We start from the raw sequence: 21,396 nt of genomic DNA on the forward strand, positions 1-21,396 counted from the left end.
GTCGCTCGAGGCGACCGGGCATTTTCATGGAGCGGTCAAATCCGCACGTTGCCACGCGGCCCGGCAATCGCCCAGATGATCAGGCCCAGGACCGGCAGCAGCAGGATCAGCAGCACCCAGAGAATTTTCATCCCGGTTTCCGCGCCACTCTTGAGTACATTGATGATCGCCCAGATATCGAGCGCCAGGATAATCAGGCCGACCAGGCCGTTGAAGGTGGAACCCATGGTGTCGCTCCCAAATGGTGATAGGCACCCTTAGGATAGCGGGCCCCTGGCAAGGGTTCCGTTTTATTGCTTCAGACGTGGACCGCGACCTTGAGAGCTTCCAAGGCCGGCGCGGCGGCGATGCCGACTTCGGTACACAGTTCCAGCACCCGCGGCATGTCGTTGCCGTACACCAGCACCATTTGCAATTCATCGTCGAGCAACTGGCTGAAGTTCATCAGCACGTAGCCGCCGTTTTCCTTGTTCAGGCTGCTCATCTGGATCTGGATGCGGTTGAGCGCGGTCAGGGCTTCGGTTTTCGCCAGCTGCTTGGGCTTGAGATTGAACGCTACGCCAGGGCCGAACGAAGCGACGATCTGTTCGAACAGGTCCACGTAGGTGTCGGCCTGGAACAGCACGGTGTCCGGCAGGCTGCCCACCACCACCCACTCACCCAACGGGATCGGGAATGTGTCGTCGTAGTTGATATCGGGGTTGGCGGCCAGGAAAGCCGTCGGATCGGCGTAGGCCTGGGCCGCTTCGTCAGCGATTTTCGCGATGTCCGCCTCGCCGAGGCAGCCGGAGCTGATTTTACCGATGAGTTCGATGAGGGCGGCTTTCATGGGGGTGAATCCTGTGGCGAAGGGTGTCTTGAGGGCGGGCAGGATAGCGCATCACATCGGTCGAGTCAGGCGTGGCGAGGGAGCTTGTTCCCGCTCGACTGCGAAGCAGTCGTAAACCCGCTAAACAGCGGTAAACCTGACAGGTTGCGGTGGCTGGATTTTGGGCTGCTGCGCAGCCCAGCGGGAGCAAGCTCCCTCGCCACAAAAGCCGTCGGGATCTGCTCGGACCTTTCAGCCCAACATCTTTTCCAACTGCGCCGTGGTGTCTACCGCGCCCATGGTCCTGGCGGCATCGAGGGCCGAGACGCCGTTGGCGTCCTTGGCTTTCGGGTCGGCGCCTTTGCCGATCAGGTAGTCGACGATTTCCACCCGGTTGAACATCGCCGCCATCATCAAGGCGGTACGGCCATCGAAGGACGCGCCTTCCACTTGGGCGCCGCCGTCCACCAACGCCGAGACCACTGCCAGGTCGCCCTTGAACGCCGCGCCGGCAATCGGGCTCTGGCCGTTGTCGTTGCGGATTTCCGGATCGGCCTTGTGCTCCAGCAGCACTTTCACCGTTTCCACATGCCCGTGGTAAGCGGCCAGCATCAACAGGGTGTCGCCCTTGTGATTGCGCAGGTTGGGCGGCAGGCCCTTGCTCAGGAGCGCGGCCATCATGGCCGCGTCGCCCTGGCGTGCGACGTTGAACACCTGCTCGGCAAACTCGGCAGCCTCTTCCGGGGTCATCTGGCGGCTTGTATCGGACATGGGAAACTCCACTCGGGTCTTCGCAAAGCGGCTAGTTTCCCGAGGGACCCGGGCGCTGTCATCCCTTTTTTCACTGTGCCCGCCATAGCCAGAATCAATAACGCAATTGTCCGCCCTGGATCCGCACCGCGAGTTGCCGGTCCACCCGCACGTACGTATCGGTACCCGGCAACCAGGCATAGACCGGCTCATCCCCTGCGACGCACGGGTCGAACCCTTCAGCCTTGAGGCGCGTCTTCTGGTACTTGAAGGTGCCGGTGGTGTCCATCTTCACCTTGATGCGCAGGAACAGCGGCACGGCATAGGCGGGCAACTTGCATTGCAAGAATTGCAGCAGCTCGCTGAAGTCCAGGGTCGCCAGGGATTCGGCCGGGGTGATCGCCGCCATGCCGGCACGGCCATTGGTGCCATTGATCTCCACGCCATAAGCCACCGCCTCAGCCACCTGCGGGTGTTGCAGCAAGACGTTTTCGACTTCCGTGGTGGAGACGTTTTCGCCTTTCCAGCGATAGGTGTCGCCGAGGCGATCGACGAACTGCCCATGCCCGAAGCCGATGTTGCGCAGCAGGTCTCCGGTGTTGAAATAGCGGTCGCCGGGCACGAAGACATCCCGGCAGATGGTTTTTTCGGTCAAGGCTTGCTCGGTGTAGCCGTCCAGTGGCGCCTTCTCGTCGATCCGCGCCAACAGCAGGCCCGGTTGGCCCTTGGGCACTTTTTGCATGCGGCCTTGCAGGTTGCGCAACGGCAGGCCGCTGGCATGGTCGTACTGCACCAATTCCCAGCCCATCAGGGAGAACCCGACGGTGTTGTCGAAATTCAGGATGTTGGTGAAACCGATATTGCCATCGCTGGCCGCATACAGCTCGCAGATGTGATCGATGCCGAAACGCGTCTTGAAGGCCGACCAGGCCCCGGGCCGCAGGCCGTTGCCGATCATTTTCTTCGCACCGTGGTGGCGGTCATCGGCAACGACGGGTTGGTCGACCAGGTAGCGGCACAACTCACCGACATACCCCAGTGTGGTCGCCCGGTAACGGCGTACGTCGCTCCAGAACTGGCTGGCGCTGAACTTGCGTCGAATCGCAAACCCTGACGCGCCACAAATCGCCGCCCCCAACACACGCACAGGCCGGTGGCGTGGTACAGCGGCAAGGTGCAATAGACGACATCGTCTGGCTGCATGTCCAGGGCGATCAGGCCGAAGCTGGTGGAGGTGCGCATCCAGCGACCATGGCGAAACACCCCGGCCTTGGGCAGCCCGGTGGTGCCCGAGGTGTAGAGGTAAAAACACGGATCGTTGCAGAAAACCTCCCGGCTGCACGCCGGGTTATCGTCCGGGTAAGCCTCGCAACCGGCCATCAGGTCGACGAAACCAGACGGCACATCGACGCCATCCTGATCCGCCAGCCACCAGGTCCTGTCGCTCGGCAGTGCGGTGCGCGCTCGCACATCGTTGAACGCCGCGACCCGCTCATCCCCGACCAGCACCGCGATCGGGTTGACCAGGGCCAGGCTGTGCACCAGCGCATCGCCGGTTTGCGAGGTGTTGAGCATGGCACTGACCGCGCCGACCTTGGCCATCGCCAGCACGCTGATCAGCAACTGCGGCCGGTTCTCGACGAATATCGCCACACAGTCGCCCTTGCCGATGCCTTGGGCCAACAGGTAATGGGCGATGCGATTGGCCTGCCCGTTGACCTGTGCATAACTCAACACCGTATCGCCACACAGCAGCGCCGGGCCCTGGGGATTGCGTCGGGTGGCCTGTTCGAAACACCAGCCCAGGCCACAAGGTTGGGTCGGGTCCAGGACATTGGCCAGCTTCCTGCCCTTGACGATCCGGGGAACGGCTCTGGCGATGGCTGGCAGCTTGCGCAGCATCATGCCCCAGGTAATGGCGTCGCTGGGTGTACGACTCATGGTGATCTTCCCCGTTCGACCTCGTGGGTCTCGGTTCTTGTTATCGGGCTGGCGGTGATTTTGGCTCGAAAGTACGCTGGCGGTCGCGGCGCTGTACATGCGGTTTTTGCAATGTTTTGTATCTGCTGCCCGAGGCAGGCGAAGCGTGAGCGCCGGAAAACGATTTGGTTCCAAATATCGTTGCCCGACCACGCAAAATGCAGGATGCACGATGGCCGTTCATGCAAGATGCACGAAAGCGAAAACAGAGCAAAAACATAAAACGTTGTTTTTAAAGTACTTTTTTAAATGCTAAATGCTGGCACAGACAGTGCAACCATCCCTCCACGGTTTGCCACACCATGGAGCAGTCAACTATGAACATGATTCAAGAAAAGTTTGCATCCCTGTTTTCCAACTACGAAGTGACCACCCAGCCCCGCCCGGATGGCGGCATTCTGCTGACCTTGCGCAATAGCGACGGCAAGCTGTTCAAACGCACGATTTCCTACGCTCAATTGCACGCGGGGGATCAGTTGTCCTGGGCGATCAGCGCGATCCGTCGCGACTTGGCCGAACAAGCCAGCGAGTTGCCCCAGATCACGCTGCTGCAGAGTCAGCATCGGTTTGCGCTGCCGACTTACCATAGCGCTTGAGTCTGCCGGAAACTCGCGTCGCTGTTGACTGGGAAAACGGCGCTTCTTTCAGAAATGGGAAGCGCCGTTTTTTTGCGTCTTGAAAAAGCCCGCCGTGTTCCGGGCGATGGGCGGACATCTCCGTTCGACGGTAACGGCCGCTCACTTTTGAACGCAGGTCAGTCTTCCAGGCGAGGAAACCGGCGAGCGATATCATCGCCGGTGAACTCAGCAGCCACCCCCGGGAATCACCAGACAAACGGATCGAAACAAAATGCGGCCGTTCCCCCTTGTCAAACCAATGCGGCGTACCGGCAGGCACCGTTATCAAATCATTCCTTTCACACAGCACCGCATAGACATAATCGCCAAGGTGCAGGTTAAACAACCCTCGACCACTGACGAAAAACCGTACCTCGTCCTGGCCATGGCGATATTCATCAAGCCACTCGGCCTGCGGCTCGACCTGTTCGGTGTGATCGCTGCTCACGCTGACCACATCGACCGCAACGTAACCGCGCTCAGTCATCAACGCATCGATCTGAGCCTGGTAAGCCGCGATGATGTCCTCCTCACTGGCCCCGGCTGAATTTTCGCCGCCGCTTCCCAGCGATCGAAGCGAACACCTTGTTCCGCCAGGGTCGCGGCAATGTCCTCGAAATGGGTCAACACCTTGTTCGGAATGTCAGGGCTCGAGACGTGATAAACGGACAGGCTGCTCATGACAATGGCTCCAGCAAATTAATGGTTCGAAGGCTCATGGCCGGTCCTCTTGCATGCGTGTCGCAATGATAACGGCTGCCGCGAAGGCGGCGAGGCTGGCGAGGCTGAACGTCCAACTGGCGCCCAGGGCGTTCCAGCTGTAGCCGGAGTACAACGCGCCCAAGGCCCCGCCCGTACCGGCCAGCGCGGCATACAGCGCCTGCCCCTGGCCTTGCTGGCGAGGACCGAAGCTGCGTTGCACGAAATGGATAGCCGCGGCGTGAAAGCTGCCGAAGGTCGCCGCATGCAGCACCTGGGCGAACAACAACACCCAGAGGAACTCGGCCAGCGAGCCCAGCAACAGCCAGCGCAACGCCGCCAGCAGGAAACTCGCCAGCAGTACCCGGCGCACGGAAAACCGCGCCAGGATCCGGCTCATCAGCAGGAAGACCAACACTTCCGCCACCACACCGACCGCCCAGAGCAGCCCGATCAAGCCACGACTGTAGCCCAGGCGTTCGAGGTGCAGCGTCAGGAAGGTGTAATACGGCCCGTGGCTCACCTGCATCAAGCCCACGCAGGTGTAGAACGCCAGCACGCCAGGGTTGCGCAGTTGCCGCAGGAAGCCCTCCCCCGCGACTCGCGCCCCCTGCAAGGGCTGGGCGTTGGGCACCCAGAAGCTGGCAAGGACGATGCCGGCCATGATCAACACCAGCGCCACCGGGTAGATGTCCAGGCTCAGCCATTCGAACAAGCGGCCGAGCACGACCACGGTGATGATGAAACCGATGGAGCCCCACAAGCGGATCTGGCTGTAGCGCGAGGCCTGCCCGCTCAAGTGGGCCAGGGTGATGACTTCGAACTGCGGCAACACCGCATGCCAGAAGAACGCATGCAGCGCCATGACCATCGCCAGCCAGGCATAGCTTTTATCGATGAAGATCAGCGAGAAGGTCAGCAGCGTGCAGATCGCGCCGAACCGCACGATCGCCAGGCGTCGGCCGGTGTAATCCCCCAGCCAGCCCCAGATGTTCGGCGCCACGCAGCGCATCAACATCGGGATCGCCACCAGCTCACCGATGCGCGCCGCGTTGAAGCCCAAGTGATCGAAATACAGTGCCAGGAACGGCGCCGTCGAACCGAGCAGGGCGAAATAGAACAGATAGAAGCTGGAGAGCCGCCAGTACGGCAGTGCCGCCATGGTCGTCAGGCCACGGCGGCTGGCAGGCCGGCCATCAAAGTTGCCCCAGCACCGGGGTGCTGACGCGGACGTCGGCGTTCTGGCCGCGATGACGCAGCAAGTGATCCATCAGCACGATGGCCATCATCGCCTCGGCGATGGGCGTGGCCCGGATGCCGACGCACGGGTCATGACGGCCCTTGGTGATCACATCGACAGGGTTGCCATGGATGTCGATCGAGCGGCCCGGCGTGGTGATGCTGGACGTCGGTTTCAAGGCCAGGTGCGCCACGATCGGCTGACCCGAGGAAATGCCGCCGAGGATACCGCCGGCATTGTTGCTGAGGAAACCATCCGGGGTCAGTTCGTCACGGTGCTCGGTGCCCCGCTGGGCGACACAGGCGAAACCGGCGCCGATCTCCACGCCTTTCACCGCGTTGATGCTCATCAGCGCGTGGGCCAGCTCGGCGTCGAGGCGGTCGAAGATCGGCTCGCCCAGGCCCGGCATCACCCCTTCGGCCACCACGGTGATCTTCGCGCCGACCGAATCCTGATCCCGGCGCAGTTGGTCCATGTAGGCCTCGAGCTCCGGCACCTTGTCCGGGTCGGGGCAGAAAAAAGCGTTCTGCTCTACCGAATCCCAGGTCTTGAACGGGATTTCGATGGGGCCCAACTGGCTCATGTAGCCACGGATGACGATGCCCTGGCTGGCCAGGTACTTCTTGGCGATCGCCCCGGCCGCCACGCGCATGGCGGTTTCCCGGGCCGAGCTGCGGCCGCCGCCGCGGTAGTCGCGCTCGCCGTATTTGTGGTGGTAGGTGTAGTCGGCGTGGGCTGGGCGGAACAGGTCCTTGATGGCCGAGTAGTCCTTGGACTTCTGGTCGGTGTTGCGGATCAGCAGGCCGATGGCGCAGCCGGTGGTGCGCCCTTCGAACACCCCGGAGAGGATTTCGACTTCATCGGCTTCCTGGCGCTGGGTGGTATGGCGGCTGGTACCGGGTTTGCGGCGGTCCAGGTCACGCTGCAGGTCGTCCAGGGAAATCTCCAGCCCCGGCGGGCAGCCGTCGACAATGGCGACCAACGCCGGGCCATGGCTTTCGCCCGCGGTGGTGACAGTGAACAGCTTGCCGTAGGTATTGCCGGACATGCAGGGTGCTCCGTGAAAAACGCTGAGAGACTCAACCTTGGATTCGTAGTGGGCGCCAGTATACGCAGGCTCCCCGCGTAGTTCATCCTCGAACCTTATCGGCGGCCACCAGTCCAACCGGCACCTTCGCAACTAATGGCGTGATGATGTTAAAGCTGCTTGCCCTAAGCCTTACCTTGTTTACCGGCCTGTTTTCCTGCCTGGCCCAGGCCACGGTGCTACAACGCCCCATCAGCCTCGACACCGGCAGCGGTGAGCTTTTCGGCTCGTTGTTGCTGCCCAAGTCCGACACGCCGGTGCCGGTTGTCCTGATCATTTCCGGGTCCGGTCCTACGGATCGCGACGGCAACAACCCCGAGGGCGGGCGCAACGACAGCCTCAAGCGCCTGGCCTGGGTGCTGGCCAGGCACAACATCGCCAGCGTGCGCTATGACAAACGTGGTGTGGCCGCCAGCCTCGCGGCGACCCCGGACGAGCGCAACCTGAGCGTCGAGGCCTATGTGGCCGATGCCGTGGCCTGGAGCCACAAGCTCGCCGCCGATCCACGCCTGGGCCCGTTGATTTTGCTGGGCCACAGTGAAGGCGCGTTGATCGCCAGCCTCGCCGCGCCCCAGGCCAACGCGGCAGCGGTGATTTCGCTGTCCGGCAGTGCCCGGCCGATCGACCAGGTATTGCGCCAACAACTGAGCAACCGCCTGCCGCCGCCGTTGATGCTGCGCAGCAATGAGCTGCTCGACAGCCTCAAGGCCGGTCGGCTCGACAGCAACGTGCCGGCGCAACTGCAGGTCATTTTCCGCCCCAGCGTACAACCCTACCTGATCTCGCTGTTCCGCCAGGACCCGGCCCGGGCCTTCGCCGCGTTGCAGATGCCAGCCTTGATCATTCAGGGCAGCAACGATATCCAGGTCGGTGCCGATGATGCCCGGCAGTTGAAAGCCGCCAAGCCCGACGCTGAACTGGCGCTGATCGAGGGCATGAACCACGTGATGCGCATCGTGCCCAACGACGTGAAACGGCAACTGGCCTCCTACAAGGACCCCAACCTGCCCTTGGCGGCCGAACTGGGTACGCGGATTTTGCGTTTTATTGACTCGTTAGCCGCGCGTTAGGCGGTTTTAGTCGATTTAGCTTCAGTACTGGCAAAAACAGCCGATAACCCGGTGTCGGATAGCGCAATGGCTACCGACCCGCCGGCCTGGACAGGATTTTGCCGTTATGACTGAAACTCAAGCTTCCCCCGACACCGCTGCCGAAGCCCCCGCCTCGTCTGCGGTGGAGCTGCCGTGGGCCGACGTGCATACCGAGCATCACAAAATGCTCCGCCTGGCGCCGCTCAAGACCGACCGCGCCACCGGTGTGCGGCCGCTGCGGTTTGTCGAGTTCAGCTATGTCGAGCGCCACAGCAAGGAACGCAGCCTGCTGCGCATGAGCATCCAGCTGCCGAACCAGCGGGTGCGCAAGGAACAGAATCACCTGGATGTCTGGGCCGACCACGTCGAAAAACGCCTGTTCTTTTCGCCGGAAAACCTGCAGATCGAGCCGTTGAATCGTGGCATCGGCCGTTTCCTCGCGGCCCAAGGGATTACCTGGGCCAAGAAACGCTGGTCGGCCTACCGGGTCGAGGGCTCCGACCTGGATAACAAGGACGCCCTGAACGAAGACACTCGCCTGCGCCGCGACCGCTTTCTCAAGGCCCAGGGTTTCGAGGTGGCCTACGCCGACGCCCAGCACCTCAAGGGCAGCATCAAGCCGGCCCAGGTTGGCGATTTGGTCGGGGACTGGAACACCGAGAAGCTGCAGTTCGTGACCATCCTCGAAGCCGCGCAGATGCTGCAACAAGCCGAGCAGAACCTGGCGGAACAGGAAGTCAAACTCAAGCAGCAGGAAGAAAAGGTCACCAAGTTCAAGCGCGAAGACGCCGGCCTACGCTTCACCATCACCTGCCTGGTGGCCTTTGCCATGTTCCAGGCGGGGTTGCTGATCTGGATTGCGACGCGCCATTGAACTCAATAGCGCATGAGTAACCCTGTGGGAGCGAGCTCGCTCGCGATAGCGATGGATCAGTCAACTGCAATGTGGCTGATCCGACACCATCGCGAGCAAGCTCGCTCCCACAGGGGTGTATCCGGATGGATAAGAGGGATCAAACCCGCGAAGCGAACAACCCCTGGTGCTGGCGGCACTGCTCGGCGCTGAGCATGAACACGCCATGGCCGCCGCGCTCGAAGTCGAGCCAGGCGAAATCGACTTCCGGGTACAGCGCCTCGACGTGCACCTGGCTGTTGCCGACCTCGACAATCAACAATCCCTTCTCGGTCAGATGATCGGCCGCCTCGGCCAGCATCCGGCGAACCAGGTTCAAGCCATCATCGCCACAGGCCAGGCCCAGCTCCGGTTCGTGCTGGTATTCCTGCGGCATGTCAGCGAAGTCCTCTGCATCGACGTAGGGTGGGTTCGACACGATCAGGTCGAAACGCTGCCCCGGCAAACCGTCGAAACCATCGCCCTGGACGGTGAACACGCGCTCATCGACGCCATGGCGCTCGATGTTCTGGTTGGCCACTTCCAGTGCTTCGAACGACAGGTCGGCCAGCACCACCTCGGCCTCCGGGAATTCATAGGCGCAGGCAATGCCGATGCAGCCGGAACCGGTGCACAGGTCGAGAATCCGTGCCGGCGCCTGGCCCAGCCAAGGCTCGAAACGCTTTTCGATCAGCTCGCCGATGGGCGAGCGTGGAATGAGCACACGTTCATCGACGATGAACGACATTCCACAGAACCAGGCCTCACCCAACAGGTAAGCCGCCGGGATGCGCTCGGCAATACGCCGACGCAGCAGACGTTGCACATGGACCAACTCTTCGTCTTCAAGACGGCAGTCCAGGTAGCTATCGGCAATTTCCCACGGCAGGTGCAACGCGCCCAACACCAGTTGCCGGGCTTCGTCCCACGCATTGTCGGTGCCATGGCCGAAAAACAGATCCTCCCCATGGAAACGGCTGACGGCCCAACGGATATGGTCGCGCAGGGTACGGAGACGGGAAGTGATCACGGCGGCAAACTCCAGAAAAATCGACGGGCGAGTCTACCAGCCAAACGCGGCCCCACCCAAACGCGCCTTGTTGACGAACGAAAAGCGCCGGACCAATCGTAGGATTTATCCGTTTTTTGCACCATCTATTGAACAGGACGAGCATCTTGACAAGGCTGTAGGCCAGCAACGGCGGCCCTTGCGATGGAAGCGATTCACAGAACCGCTCAGCCAGAGGAGAATGTCGCAAAAGCCCCACTCGAAGGAGCCCCAGAATGTCCGTTCCAAAAACGATGTTTCAACTCAGCGGCCGTGGTTATGCAGCGGCCAATCTGAGTCAAGCGACCTTGATCATCATCGATGCCCAGAAGGAATACCTCGCAGGGCCCCTGGCCCTGAGCGGCATGGATGCAGCCGTCGCGAACATCAAGCAACTGCTCGGCGCGGCCCGTGCAGCCGGTCGCCCGATCGTGCATGTGCGCCACCTGGGCACCCATGGCGGGCTGTTCGATCCACAAGGCGAACGCGGGGAATTCATTTCCGGCCTCGAACCCCAGGGCGACGAAACCGTGGTCGAAAAGTTGCTACCCAGCGCCTTCCACGGCACCGAACTGAAAAAGCGCCTGGAAGATTTCGGCCCCCTGGACCTGATCGTGTGTGGGTTCATGAGCCACTCCAGTGTCAGCACCACCGTGCGCGCCGCCAAGAACCTGGGCTTTCGCTGCACCCTGGTGGAAGACGCCTGCGCCACCCGCGACCTGCCTTACAAGGGTGGAGTCCTCAGCGCCGAACACGTGCAGCAGACCGAAATGGCGATCATGGCCGACAACTTCGCCACCCTGGCCTTGACCCGCGACTTCACCTGATGCGCCTCGATGAGCGGCCCGTCCTGCCGCTCATCCGCAAAAGCCTCTCATTTGCCGCAATTGCCCTACCTTCAGGAACAACCCGAATATCTTCCGGTCGAAGGGCCGATACCCATTGAGGAAGGTCGGAATGAAGTTATCCGATGGTTTTGACGCACGTCGCTTGCGGCCCAAAGGCCCGAGCAACTGGCGTTTTCGTTTTGGCGCGGCGATCGCTGCGCTCCTGGCAACACTCGGTGTCCTGCTGGCCATGGCCGGTGCGGCCAGCCTGCTGGGCCGTCCACCCGCACTGGGCGAGTTGAATGCCACCCCACTGGGTTCGGCGATCATCCTGGCAGCCGGCCTTGTCGTATTGCTGTTGGGCGTCTGGCTCTGGCGCCGCTGCCGCCGTCGCGCCCGCCAATCCCTGGAGCTGGCCATGGCTCCACACCTGATGAAAAAGCACGACTGATCCGCCACCCGACGTTTTGTCGCGCCTGATCCCGCCAGAGTTGGGTAAACTGGTCGGCTTCGCGGAGGCTGACATGCAAGACGACGACTTTTCCCTGTTCAAAAGTGCGATCCAGGGCGTAAAACCGATCAAGCACGACCGTGCCGAGACCGGCAAGCCCAAGGCCGATCGCGCGCAAATCGCCAAGCTGCGCCAGGCCGCCACCGTGCGCACCGACGCCACGACCGTGGACGGACTGTCCGATCAGTTCGTGATCGACGTCGGGCCGGAAGATGAGTTGATGTGGGCGCGCGACGGTGTCCAGGAAAGCCAGATGCGCAAGCTGAAGGTCGGCCAGATCCCCTTCGAAGGCAGCCTCGACCTGCACGGCATGAGCGTCGAAAAGGCCCGCGAAACCCTTTGGGCGTTCCTGGCCGAAGCCACTAAATTCGAAATCCGCTGCGTGCGCGTCACCCATGGCAAAGCCGTACGCCTGGATGGCAAGCGACCGATGATCAAGAGCCACGTCAACACCTGGTTGCGCCAGCACCCGCAAGTGCTGGGCTTCACCTCCTGCCAGGCGAAACACGGTGGCGCCGGGGCGGTCTACGTGATGCTCAAGCGCACCATGATGGAAGGTCGCGACGAATAGCCTTCGCTTGCCGAGCTTGCAGCGCCGTGTCCGCCACCGTACCCTTGCCCTTTGCGAAAAATCCCACAGGTAGCTTCATGTCTCTGGAACAGAATTACACCGCGATTCTCGGCCAACTGGGCGAGGACGTTTCCCGCGAGGGCCTGCTCGATACGCCCAAGCGCGCTGCCAAGGCCATGCAGTACCTCTGCCGCGGTTATGAACAAACGCTGGAAGAAGTCACCAACGGTGCCTTGTTCAGCTCCGATAACAGCGAGATGGTGCTGGTCAAGGACATCGAGTTGTACTCGTTGTGCGAACACCACCTGCTGCCTTTCATCGGCAAGGCCCACGTGGCCTACATCCCGAGCGGCAAGGTGCTGGGGTTGTCGAAAGTCGCACGCATCGTCGACATGTATGCGCGGCGCCTGCAAATCCAGGAAAACCTCAGCCGCCAGATCGCCGACGCGGTCCAGCAAGTGACCGGTGCCCTGGGTGTGGCGGTGGTGATCGAGGCCAAGCACATGTGCATGATGATGCGCGGTGTGGAAAAGCAGAACTCTTCGATGATCACTTCGGTGATGCTCGGCGAGTTCCGGGAAAACGCCGCCACTCGCAGCGAATTCCTCAGCCTCATCAAGTAACCCGTCGCAAGAAGAAAACCGGCATGCATCGCCGGTTTTTTTTCGCCGGTGAAAAATCAGGTAAGCTGCGCGCCCTCTTCTTCCCTGCCGCGAGGCTGAATACCGTGATCGTCAAAGCGCTTCGAGTTGGCTTGGGCCAGCTCATCATCCTCATCGACTTCATCACCCGCCCCGGCAAGAAACAACGCCCGGCCGAGGCCCAGGCGCAGGTCGACCAGGCCGCCCGCAGCCTGACGCTGTATCAATTCCACGCCTGCCCGTTCTGCGTGAAGACCCGCCGCACCTTGCGCCGCCTCAATGTGCCGGTGGCCCTGCGCGATGCGAAAAACAACGCGCAGGATCGCCAGGCGCTGCTGGAACAAGGCGGCAAGATCAAAGTGCCGTGCCTGCGTATTGAAGAAAATGGCGAGAGCACCTGGATGTATGAATCCAAGGCGATCATTGAGTATCTGGATAAGCGGTTCTCTGCAGCCTGAGCATTTTCTACTGTGACTACTGGCCTCATCGCGAGCAAGCTCGGCTCCCACAGAGGATGTGTGGATGATTGCAGATTTTCAATCAACACCGGCCCCCTGTGGGAGCCGAGCTTGCTCGCGATGGGGCCCGGACAGCCACCACAAAGCCCCCTGATATCAAGCCGCTTTTGCAGCCAACGCCTCCCGCACCACCCCCGCCAACCGCTTGAGCCCTTCATCCAGCCGCGCCGGGTCGATGTGGCTGAAGTTCAAGCGCAAGTGCCCCGGATGCTGGTCCGGCTCCGGGAAGAACGGCTCCCCCGGCATGAACGCAACGTCGGCCGCCAGCGCGGCGGCGAGCAAGGTGCGGGTGTCCAGCGGTTGCCTGAGGGTCAGCCAGAAAAACAACCCGCCCTGGGGCACGTTCCAGTCCGCGATATCAGAGAAATGCTTTTGCAACGCCGCCTGGAACCGGTCGCGACGGTCCCGGTAGAAATCCCTCAATTCACTCAAATGGCTGCGGTACTGCTCGGTACCGATCCATTGCAGCGCCTGCCACTGACCGATGCGATTGGTGTGCAGGTCTGCCGACTGCTTGAGCCGCAGCAGGTGCGGGAACAAATCCGGGCTGGCGATCAGGTAGCCTACTCGTAGTCCCGGCAACAGGGTTTTCGACACGGTACCGGTATAGATCCAACTGGCCTTCTTCAAGCGACTGACGATCGGCGTGGCACTGCCGCCATCGAACGTCAGCTCGCGGTAGGGTTCGTCCTCGATCAGGGTGACGCCAAACTCGTCCAGCAGCGCCGCCACGGCATCGCGCTTGGCTTCGCTGTAGCGCACCGCCGAGGGGTTCTGGAACGTCGGAATCAGGTAGATGAACGCTGGCCGATGCTGCTCCAGGCGGGCCCGCAACTGGTGCAGGTCGGGGCCGTCGGCCTCCAGGGGCACGGTGATGCAGTCGGCACCGAACAGTTGGAAGATCTGCAACGCCGCCAGGTAGGTCGGCGCTTCGAGCATCACTTCAGTGCCCACGTCGATGTGCAGCTTGGCCGCCAGGTCGAGGGTTTGCTGGGAGCCGCTGACCACCAACACCTGACTCGCCTCACAGGCCACACCCAACCCCCGCGCCTGGGCCGCCAGGGCTTCGCGCAGGGCCGGTTCGCCTTCGCTCATGCCGTACTGGCCCATGGATAACGGCATGGCCGCCCATTCCACCTTCGGCAGCATGGCTTCGGCCGGCAGGCCGCCGGCGAACGACATCACTTCAGGGCGCTGCGCCGCCGCGAGGATTTCTCGAATCAAAGAACTTTTGAGGCGCGAGACACGTTCGGAAAAAGCCATGGGGGTCACCTGTAGCGGGTCGCTGGAAAAATGAGTCAAACTGATTGACTGAAATTACTCCGACCTCTCTGGATACGTCAATATGATTGACCTTAAAAACCCGACTTCCCAACAAATGGCCATGGAAGCGTTTTTCTTCGGTTACCAGGCGTTCACCGCCAAGGCCGATGAAATGCTCGAACGTCGTGGGTTGAGTCGGGTGCACCAGCGCATCGTTTTTTTCATCGCCCGCTACCCGTCCTTGAGCGTGAAGGAATTGCTGGCGCGGCTCGGGGTGAGCAAGCAGGCGCTGAACATGCCGTTGCGGCAGTTGATGGAAATGCACCTGGTGAACAGCGTCGCGTCCGAGACTGACAAGCGTAAGCGGCTGTTGGAACTGACGGCCGAGGGCGAGCGGTTCGAACAGGCGTTGCGGCGTGAGCAGGTGAAATTGCTGGAGCGGGTGTTTGCCGAGGCTGGGGAGGCGGCGGTGAATGGATGGTTGGCGGTGAACCTGGCCCTGGGCAAGTCTGGCGACTGAAGGCGTCTGATCCGACGCTATCGCGAGCAAGCTCGCTCCCACAGTGGGACGGTGGTGAAAACAAGACTTGGCTTCACCCATGAACCCTGTGGGAGCGAGCTCGCTCGCGATAGCGCCCGCAAGGGCGATATATCCCTATCGCCAGACATTTCGTCGACAATACAGAAAACATTATTTGCATTATTTGTATACAAAAGCATAATTCGCTTCGTGCGAGTTCCTGACCAACAGGTCAACATACTTCGCCAGCCTTACCTGCCTCAGCGCATCGCAGCCACCCCAGGGCGTTTGCGGTGCTGGAAATAACAATAAGACTCTTGAGGAGTACTCGCTGTGGAAAGCCGCAAACCCGAAGCCCGGACGCTGGACCTCTCGCCGCCACTACGCAGTGGCTGGCTGGAACGCCTCTTCAAACTCAGCTTGCATGGCACCACGGTGAAGACCGAGCTGATTGCCGGCCTGACGACCTTCATCACCATGGCCTACATCATCTTCGTCAACCCCAACATCATGGCCGACGCCGGCATCGATCACGGTGCCGCGTTCGTCGCCACCTGCATCGCCGCCGCCCTGGGCTGCCTGTTGATGGGCCTGTACGCCAACTGGCCAGTGGGCCTGGCACCGGGCATGGGCCTGAACGCCTTCTTCACCTACACCGTGGTCGGGACCATGGGCTACAACTGGGAAACCGCGTTGGGCGCGGTGTTCATTTCCGGTGTGCTGTTCATGATCCTGACCCTGTCACGGGTGCGCGAGTGGCTGCTCAACAGCATTCCCGTGAGCCTGCGGTTCGCCATGGGTGCGGGGGTCGGGTTGTTCCTCGGGCTGATCGGCCTGAAAACCGCCGGGATCATCGTCGACAGCCCCGCGACCCTGATCAAGCTCGGTTCGTTGCGTGAGCCCGGTCCGCTGTTGGCTGCGGTGTGCTTCCTGATGATCGCCGTGCTCAGTTATCACCGCGTGTTCGGGGCGATCCTGATCAGCATCATCGCCGTGACCCTGGCCGGTTGGGGCCTGGGGTTGGTGCAGTACAACGGCGTCATGTCGACCCCACCCAGCCTGGCCCCGACCTGGATGGCGATGGACGTGGCCGGGGTGTTCAATGTCAGCATGATCAGCGTGGTGCTGGCCTTCCTGTTCGTGCACATGTTCGACACCGCTGGCACCTTGATGGGCGTTGCCCAGCGCGCCGGGCTGGTGAAAGCCGATGGCAAGATCGAGAACCTGTCCCGCGCCTTGAAAGCCGACAGCGCCTCCAGCGTATTCGGCGCCATGGTCGGTGTGCCGCCGGTGACCAGCTACGTGGAAAGTGCCGCCGGTGTGGCCGCTGGTGGCCGCACGGGGCTTACCGCCGTGACCGTCGGTGTGCTATTTATTGCCGCCATGTTCTTCGCACCGCTGGCCGGGATGATCCCGGCCTATGCCACGGCCGGGGCGTTGATCTACGTGGCCATGCTGATGATGGGCGGCATGGCCCATATCGAATGGGACGAACCGACCGACAGCATTCCGGCCATCGTCACGGCCATCATGATGCCCCTGACGTTCTCGGTCGCCGACGGTATCGCCCTGGGGTTCATCACCTATGTGGTGCTCAAGGCCGGCACCGGTAAACACAAGGAAATTTCCGTCAGCCTGTGGGTGCTCTGCGCGATCTTCATCGCCAAGTTCATCTTCTTGTAAGCGATACCGTATCCACCCTGCCTCACCCCTTGGGTGAGGCTTTTGTCCATCAGGAGCAAAGCAATGAATCTGGAAACCTGGCTGTTGTTCAGTGGCGCCGCCTTGGTGGTGATCCTTATCCCCGGCCCGCTGTCGCTGTTGATGATCGGCAACAGCCTGAACTACGGCCTGCGTCGCTCGTACCCGGCATTCCTCGGTGGGGTGATCGCGTCGATCTGCCTGCTGAGTGCCTCGGCGTTGGGGCTCGGTGCGTTGTTGCTGGCGTCGGAACAATTGTTCAGCGCCCTGAAAATCGTCGGTGCCCTGTACCTGTTCTACCTGGCCTGGCAGAGCTGGCAGCAATCGCGGCAACCTGCCCAAGGCGCCGAAGTGCCCCAGGCCGCCGCGGTGCCACGTTTCCGCGCGTTGTTCGGCCGGGCGTTCGTGCTGGGTGCCAGCAATCCGAAAGACATCCTGTTCTTTGCCGCTTTCCTGCCGCAGTTCCTGAGCGCCGAACAACCCTTCCTGCCGCAACTGCTGATCATGATCGCCACCTGGACCGTACTCGACCTGCTCTGCAAACTGGCCTACGGCCTCGGCGCCCACGGCGCGGCGCGCTATCTGCGCACCGGCAAGGGCCAGAGCTGGTTCAACCGGATCAGCGCGGGCCTGTTTGGCGGCGCGGGTGCAGCCTCCTTAATGTCCACCCACTGAGCCCTCGGCTTTGCGAATGCCTTTGTGTGCGGCATTCGCAAAACATCGCAACAACCCATCGATATACAGCACTCGGGAAAACACCTTACATAGAGGGCCAATTCAAACATCGTTGAACAAGGAAGTTCACAATGGCCCAACTTATAGCGCCCTCTTGCGCTACTGACGACCGGGGTGTCGTCATTAGCGATATTGTCTTTCAGGCCAATGAGCATACGATCGAGACGCTCGACTTCAAAGTCGCCGATCAATCGCAACTCAATCCGGAACACAAGCACCGGCAAGCCCAACTCGAAGTCGTCGACAAACTTTACGGCCCGCTCCAGATCGGCTCCGTAGCCGTGACCCGCTCCGCCCTGAATGCACTGGGTGCAACCACTGACGGTCAGGTATTGAACGGTGAAAACAGTTTCTTTCGCATCGCCAGTCGTTTTTTCCTGGACTCACTGCAGTTCAATGCAGCGGATGTCGAAACTCATATAAAACTGACCGCCGATGCAAACGACTACCGCTTGCCGACATTGCTTTTTGAAATAGCCAGCCAACGCTCACGCTCTGCGCGTCCATTATTAAGAGCCAACCTTGCAGTACAGACTGAAGCGGGCAGTTATCACAATATCCTGGAAAAACTCCTGAAGTCTGCACAGGGCCTCGACCCTCATCAGTTTGCCCAGACTTCACTGAACTGGGTAAACAAGACCAAGAGCCAGATCCTCATCCCCACCGGCCTGGGACTCCAGGCCTTCGGAATCTACAGCGGCCTGCGCGGCCTGCAAGACGCCATCCGCAACAAGGACGACTACCAGACCCTGTTCAACGGCGCCAGCGTGGCCGCCGAAGTGGCTTCCTTGGGCGTCGAAGCGCTGGTGACCCGACAAGCCACGCAAATGATCCGGGCCGGTCAGCGCTCCCTGGGGGATTTCGCGAAAACCACCTTCGCGACTCGACTGGCCCGGGGAAGTGGGCTGATTGCCAGCGTGTTGACCCTGCCTTTCGATATCGTCTCTGCAGTTGACGCTTTCAAGGCCGCCGCCAACGCGAGTGGCAAAGCGGCCACCGATCATTACGTCAGCGCCGCCTTGAGTGTCACCAGCGCCGCGATGACCCTGACCATCGGCTTGGCCGCGCTGGCGGGCTTCAGTTCAGCCGGTCCGGTGGGCCTTGCCGCCGGGCTTATCCTGGTGGTCGGGTCACAGGTCTGGGGGGCGATTCGCCAGGTCGATGAGATCGACGACTACATAACCCTCAGTGCCCACGAGCGCCTGCGAACGGGTTGGTTCGCCTTCTGGACTATCAGCCCTGACGACGATATCCAGGAGCGCTACACCCTCGCCAAGGCGACCGCCGAACACACCAGGCAACTGCGGGCCAACGCCTTGAACTTGCTCAAGGGCCCGTTGAAAGACAGCACCGAGGCGATCGTGAACGGTCGATTCACCGTGGAACTCGAGCAAGTGACCTACAACACCTGGAACTGGTGGACCGGCGAAAAGTATCAGGCAACGAACACGCGCCCGAAAATCAAGGACAGCGATGACTGGATTGATGCCCGCCAAGGCGTCACGCTCGAAACGCCTGGCGCAGTCATCGAAGCGGCGGCGGAGCACAAAGGCATCCGTTGGTACATCGGCGGCGGCAATGACACGGTTTTCGGGGTAGAAAACAAGCCGAACGTTTTCCACTACGGGTCAGGCGTCAAGCGGCTGAGGGGCGGCGCGAAAGACGATGTATTCGTTTTCGAAGGCTCGACATCCATTGCCCCGGGAGACGAAGTACCTGCGCCGAACCGGCTGGCAGGTGGTTCGGGTAACGACACGCTGATACTGGCCGGCAATCCCGGCCATGGCCAGGTGCCGCGACTGGGTTATCACATCGACCTGGAGGCGGGGCAGGCGTCCATCATCACTCAGGAAGATCCCAAGAGCGAAAGCGGACAGCATCTCCACGCGCTTCTTGAAGGCATCGAACATGTGGAAATCCTTGAGGGCGGCACCCATGTCATCAAGGGCAGCGCCGGCGCGAACATCATCAAGTCCCGGGGCAACGATCTCATCGAGGCCGGCGCGGGAGACGACCGGATCTTCATTCTCGGCGGCAACAACCGCAACGCCGACGGCGGGCCTGGGGACGATGCCTACGTCATCGCCCACAAACCCGGCCACGTATCGATCACCGAGGACGGCATGGGCAGCAGCGTCATTTCCCTGGACTGGCGCGCCGACCTGATTGAAAGCTGGGTGATCGAGCAGGGCAACCTGGTGATCACGTCGTGCTTCGATGGCAATGACTGGGAGTCACGCAAAGTCACCCTCAACAATGTCTATGCCGATACGGACTATCCAAGAGCCTTACAGAACAACCGCCTGACCTTCACGACAAAGGACGGCTTCCACTGGGTGCCAGACCTGCCGGAGACGCTGGAGCACGACAGCCCCCTCGTCATTGAAGCGGTCATGGTGCAACACGGCATCCCCCGGAACCCGGCCATCCTCAATGACCGAAGCGAGCGCTGGGTGGCCCACGATAAGGACACGAGCTACTACGTTTCCCGGTTGATTGAATTCACCACGCTCAAGGTGAGACAGAAAAGTGAGTATTGCACCACGCTTCACCTGGACTATGCCCATAGCGAACTGACCCGGGTCGAAGCTCACTACAACGCCTATGTCATCCAGGAAGACGGAGGGGACACGGTGAAATATGGTGAGTGCGGTCTCACCCTGGATTTTGGCAGTCGCCGTGTCGTCCTGAACAACCTGGCCCGTTCCGATGAGCGCTACAGCGCGCGGACAAAGACCAGCGGGCGACGTGCGTTTTCCGCATTGGATTCACAGCACACGTTTATCCTGATCATGCGCGACGGCGCCTCCTACCGCCTGGCCATCCCCACCCCCGACCCCGCGCGGTTGCTGAATAAGGGATTCATCGACAAGGATCCGGTGCAATGGAACACACAAGCCCCCCTTTCACTCACGCCGACCAGAAAGCACTACGCGTTTCTCCAGCCCCTGGATAAGAAGCCCCATCCCATGGGCAACCAGGCCACCTGCGCGATGCTCACGCCAGCCGTTGAGCAGACCGGTATCGAAGTGCTGACAGGCCAAGGCTCCACGTACCTTGTCCACCTGAGCCCGGGCATGACACTACGGCTGACCACGCCAGGCGCGCTGGCTGGCGCCAATCCCCGACTGCCCCAGGCATCCACTTGGGAACTCGACGCCACCCGCCTCGGGGAGGTCGAGATCAAACTGGCCAATAACCTGCTGCAGGTAGGCACGACGATCCTTCATCTACCCGCCTACGCAGAGGACGACCTCGTCGACCAGATACGCGTCATCACGGCCCAGGGTGTCGTCCATGCAGTCGACAGTCTGTTCGAGCGCGTCTATGTAACGGCACTGGACGGCCGGTATTTTTCGCCCCCGGTCGATCCCGAAGCCGCCCTGCCCCCCGAATTGTCACGGTTAGCATCGGCACAACTGAGGGTGTCCAACATGGCGCTCAAAGATGGCTCGCCCGGCTCACTGAGTTATCACCTCAAGGCGCGCCAGTGGACCCTCGATACAGATGAATCGCGGGTCATCGCCGCAACGAGCCTAAGAAAAACCAACTTGTGCGATCACCATCTCAGCCTTTATCAGGACCTGGCTCGCGAAGGGCTCAGCCAGAACCCACCCCTGGACGACGAGGCGCTGCGCTTGTTGCGCGAACAGTGCGTGAAATGGGCCGAAGGCACGACGTTGAACAAGTCACTGATGCTTGCGCAGGCCATCGCGCTGAGCCCGACTTTTGGCCTGGAACTTCCTCATTGGCGTTGGCTGCTCTCCCCAGGCGAGATCGTCTCCAGACAGACCTAGTCCTGAGGAGTGACTGCGAACGTCTTTTGCCGATGCAATACATATGTAGTGCACCCGCCCGTTGATTTTCCAAGAACATCTTTCAGCGCGTTGCCCGTCA

At 61.3% G+C, this 21,396-nt stretch carries 19 protein-coding genes and 2 pseudogenes; 12 read left to right on the forward strand and 9 right to left on the reverse strand.

Annotated elements, in window-relative coordinates; all coding sequences use genetic code 11:
• Positions 1 to 35: 35 nt before the first annotated feature.
• The 4 genes and pseudogenes from ACZ5M5_RS22535 to ACZ5M5_RS22550 all read right to left on the reverse strand — a co-directional run bounded on the left by ACZ5M5_RS22535 (position 36) and on the right by ACZ5M5_RS22550 (position 3,499).
• Positions 36 to 227, reverse strand: coding sequence for a PLDc N-terminal domain-containing protein (locus ACZ5M5_RS22535; RefSeq protein WP_003204476.1), 192 nt, complete (start codon positions 225 to 227; stop codon positions 36 to 38).
• 71 nt (positions 228 to 298) lie between these two features.
• Complete coding sequence (locus ACZ5M5_RS22540) at positions 299 to 829, reverse strand: hypothetical protein (protein ID WP_103310666.1); 531 nt, start codon at positions 827 to 829, stop codon at positions 299 to 301.
• 231 nt (positions 830 to 1,060) lie between these two features.
• Positions 1,061 to 1,579, reverse strand: coding sequence for an ankyrin repeat domain-containing protein (locus tag ACZ5M5_RS22545; protein WP_060741139.1), 519 nt, complete (start codon positions 1,577 to 1,579; stop codon positions 1,061 to 1,063).
• Positions 1,580 to 1,673: 94 nt separating this feature from the next.
• Positions 1,674 to 3,499, reverse strand: a pseudogene (locus ACZ5M5_RS22550) (long-chain-acyl-CoA synthetase).
• Positions 3,500 to 3,855: 356 nt separating this feature from the next.
• Here ACZ5M5_RS22550 and ACZ5M5_RS22555 point away from each other — a divergent pair.
• Positions 3,856 to 4,134, forward strand: a complete 279-nt coding sequence (locus tag ACZ5M5_RS22555) for a DUF3509 domain-containing protein (RefSeq protein WP_003204481.1) — start codon at positions 3,856 to 3,858, stop codon at positions 4,132 to 4,134.
• Positions 4,135 to 4,292: 158 nt separating this feature from the next.
• On the opposite strand, the pseudogene ACZ5M5_RS22560 reads toward ACZ5M5_RS22555, so the two are convergent.
• The 3 genes and pseudogenes from ACZ5M5_RS22560 to aroC all read right to left on the reverse strand — a co-directional run bounded on the left by ACZ5M5_RS22560 (position 4,293) and on the right by aroC (position 7,142).
• A pseudogene (locus tag ACZ5M5_RS22560) lies at positions 4,293 to 4,836 on the reverse strand (1,2-dihydroxy-3-keto-5-methylthiopentene dioxygenase).
• Positions 4,837 to 4,870: 34 nt separating this feature from the next.
• On the reverse strand, positions 4,871 to 6,016 hold the full coding sequence (locus tag ACZ5M5_RS22565; protein WP_103310660.1) for an MFS transporter: 1,146 nt from the start codon (positions 6,014 to 6,016) through the stop codon (positions 4,871 to 4,873).
• 34 nt (positions 6,017 to 6,050) lie between these two features.
• On the reverse strand, positions 6,051 to 7,142 hold the full coding sequence (aroC, locus tag ACZ5M5_RS22570) for a chorismate synthase (protein ID WP_060741135.1): 1,092 nt from the start codon (positions 7,140 to 7,142) through the stop codon (positions 6,051 to 6,053).
• 143 nt (positions 7,143 to 7,285) lie between these two features.
• On the opposite strand from aroC, the gene ACZ5M5_RS22575 reads away from it, so the two are divergent.
• The gene (locus tag ACZ5M5_RS22575; RefSeq protein ID WP_060741134.1) at positions 7,286 to 8,251 is read left to right on the forward strand and encodes an alpha/beta hydrolase; all 966 of its coding nucleotides are present in this window, start codon (positions 7,286 to 7,288) and stop codon (positions 8,249 to 8,251) included.
• A 106-nt stretch (positions 8,252 to 8,357) separates the two neighbouring features.
• Positions 8,358 to 9,146: a hypothetical protein gene (locus ACZ5M5_RS22580; RefSeq protein ID WP_060741133.1), complete on the forward strand. Its 789-nt coding sequence runs from the start codon at positions 8,358 to 8,360 to the stop codon at positions 9,144 to 9,146.
• A gap of 139 nt (positions 9,147 to 9,285) precedes the next feature.
• On the opposite strand, the gene prmB is transcribed toward ACZ5M5_RS22580, so the two are convergent.
• Positions 9,286 to 10,194 carry a 50S ribosomal protein L3 N(5)-glutamine methyltransferase gene (gene prmB / locus ACZ5M5_RS22585; RefSeq protein WP_060741132.1) on the reverse strand — a complete coding sequence of 303 codons (909 nt, stop codon included), beginning with the start codon at positions 10,192 to 10,194 and terminating at the stop codon, positions 9,286 to 9,288.
• Between the two features lie 254 nt (positions 10,195 to 10,448).
• Here prmB and ACZ5M5_RS22590 point away from each other — a divergent pair, with 254 nt between their 5' ends.
• From ACZ5M5_RS22590 to ACZ5M5_RS22610, 5 genes are all read left to right on the forward strand, one after another.
• Positions 10,449 to 11,039, forward strand: coding sequence for a cysteine hydrolase family protein (locus ACZ5M5_RS22590; protein WP_060741131.1), 591 nt, complete (start codon positions 10,449 to 10,451; stop codon positions 11,037 to 11,039).
• Between the two features lie 130 nt (positions 11,040 to 11,169).
• On the forward strand, positions 11,170 to 11,490 hold the full coding sequence (locus ACZ5M5_RS22595; protein WP_060741130.1) for a hypothetical protein: 321 nt from the start codon (positions 11,170 to 11,172) through the stop codon (positions 11,488 to 11,490).
• A gap of 73 nt (positions 11,491 to 11,563) precedes the next feature.
• Positions 11,564 to 12,121 (forward strand): Smr/MutS family protein, encoded by a 558-nt coding sequence (locus tag ACZ5M5_RS22600; protein ID WP_003204497.1) that lies wholly within the window; start codon positions 11,564 to 11,566, stop codon positions 12,119 to 12,121.
• Between the two features lie 77 nt (positions 12,122 to 12,198).
• Positions 12,199 to 12,744 carry a GTP cyclohydrolase I FolE gene (gene folE / locus ACZ5M5_RS22605; protein WP_003204506.1) on the forward strand — a complete coding sequence of 182 codons (546 nt, stop codon included), beginning with the start codon at positions 12,199 to 12,201 and terminating at the stop codon, positions 12,742 to 12,744.
• Between the two features lie 104 nt (positions 12,745 to 12,848).
• The gene (locus ACZ5M5_RS22610; protein WP_464739440.1) at positions 12,849 to 13,220 is read left to right on the forward strand and encodes a glutathione S-transferase N-terminal domain-containing protein; all 372 of its coding nucleotides are present in this window, start codon (positions 12,849 to 12,851) and stop codon (positions 13,218 to 13,220) included.
• Positions 13,221 to 13,376: 156 nt separating this feature from the next.
• Here the strand turns inward: ACZ5M5_RS22610 and ACZ5M5_RS22615 are convergent, their stop codons facing one another.
• A complete protein-coding gene (locus tag ACZ5M5_RS22615; RefSeq protein WP_060741129.1) occupies positions 13,377 to 14,543 on the reverse strand; it encodes an aminotransferase-like domain-containing protein in 1,167 nt (388 codons plus the stop codon).
• Between the two features lie 82 nt (positions 14,544 to 14,625).
• On the opposite strand from ACZ5M5_RS22615, the gene ACZ5M5_RS22620 reads away from it, so the two are divergent.
• The 4 genes from ACZ5M5_RS22620 (at position 14,626) to ACZ5M5_RS22635 (ending at position 21,296) form a co-directional block, all read left to right on the forward strand.
• A complete protein-coding gene (locus ACZ5M5_RS22620) occupies positions 14,626 to 15,063 on the forward strand; it encodes a MarR family winged helix-turn-helix transcriptional regulator (RefSeq protein ID WP_103310656.1) in 438 nt (145 codons plus the stop codon).
• Between the two features lie 333 nt (positions 15,064 to 15,396).
• Positions 15,397 to 16,746: an NCS2 family permease gene (locus ACZ5M5_RS22625; protein ID WP_060741127.1), complete on the forward strand. Its 1,350-nt coding sequence runs from the start codon at positions 15,397 to 15,399 to the stop codon at positions 16,744 to 16,746.
• 63 nt (positions 16,747 to 16,809) lie between these two features.
• Entirely contained in the window at positions 16,810 to 17,439 is a 630-nt protein-coding gene (locus ACZ5M5_RS22630; RefSeq protein WP_060741126.1) for a LysE family translocator, read from the forward strand.
• Positions 17,440 to 17,570: 131 nt separating this feature from the next.
• A complete protein-coding gene (locus tag ACZ5M5_RS22635; RefSeq protein WP_464738013.1) occupies positions 17,571 to 21,296 on the forward strand; it encodes a calcium-binding protein in 3,726 nt (1,241 codons plus the stop codon).
• Positions 21,297 to 21,396: the final 100 nt, after the last annotated feature.

The organism is Pseudomonas sp. Van50 (genome assembly GCF_055390755.1).

Coding starts and splice junctions, on each gene's coding strand:
- ACZ5M5_RS22590 (WP_060741131.1), top strand. CDS start 10,449: ATGTCCGTTCCAAAAACGATGTTTCAACTCAGCGGCCGTGGTTATGCA.
- ACZ5M5_RS22595 (WP_060741130.1), top strand. CDS start 11,170: ATGAAGTTATCCGATGGTTTTGACGCACGTCGCTTGCGGCCCAAAGGC.
- ACZ5M5_RS22565 (WP_103310660.1), bottom strand. CDS start 6,016: ATGGCGGCACTGCCGTACTGGCGGCTCTCCAGCTTCTATCTGTTCTAT.
- ACZ5M5_RS22620 (WP_103310656.1), top strand. CDS start 14,626: ATGATTGACCTTAAAAACCCGACTTCCCAACAAATGGCCATGGAAGCG.
- ACZ5M5_RS22575 (WP_060741134.1), top strand. CDS start 7,286: ATGATGTTAAAGCTGCTTGCCCTAAGCCTTACCTTGTTTACCGGCCTG.
- ACZ5M5_RS22540 (WP_103310666.1), bottom strand. CDS start 829: ATGAAAGCCGCCCTCATCGAACTCATCGGTAAAATCAGCTCCGGCTGC.
- ACZ5M5_RS22615 (WP_060741129.1), bottom strand. CDS start 14,543: ATGGCTTTTTCCGAACGTGTCTCGCGCCTCAAAAGTTCTTTGATTCGA.
- aroC (WP_060741135.1), bottom strand. CDS start 7,142: ATGTCCGGCAATACCTACGGCAAGCTGTTCACTGTCACCACCGCGGGC.
- ACZ5M5_RS22630 (WP_060741126.1), top strand. CDS start 16,810: ATGAATCTGGAAACCTGGCTGTTGTTCAGTGGCGCCGCCTTGGTGGTG.
- ACZ5M5_RS22555 (WP_003204481.1), top strand. CDS start 3,856: ATGAACATGATTCAAGAAAAGTTTGCATCCCTGTTTTCCAACTACGAA.
- ACZ5M5_RS22580 (WP_060741133.1), top strand. CDS start 8,358: ATGACTGAAACTCAAGCTTCCCCCGACACCGCTGCCGAAGCCCCCGCC.
- ACZ5M5_RS22535 (WP_003204476.1), bottom strand. CDS start 227: ATGGGTTCCACCTTCAACGGCCTGGTCGGCCTGATTATCCTGGCGCTC.
- ACZ5M5_RS22635 (WP_464738013.1), top strand. CDS start 17,571: ATGGCCCAACTTATAGCGCCCTCTTGCGCTACTGACGACCGGGGTGTC.
- folE (WP_003204506.1), top strand. CDS start 12,199: ATGTCTCTGGAACAGAATTACACCGCGATTCTCGGCCAACTGGGCGAG.
- ACZ5M5_RS22600 (WP_003204497.1), top strand. CDS start 11,564: ATGCAAGACGACGACTTTTCCCTGTTCAAAAGTGCGATCCAGGGCGTA.
- ACZ5M5_RS22545 (WP_060741139.1), bottom strand. CDS start 1,579: ATGTCCGATACAAGCCGCCAGATGACCCCGGAAGAGGCTGCCGAGTTT.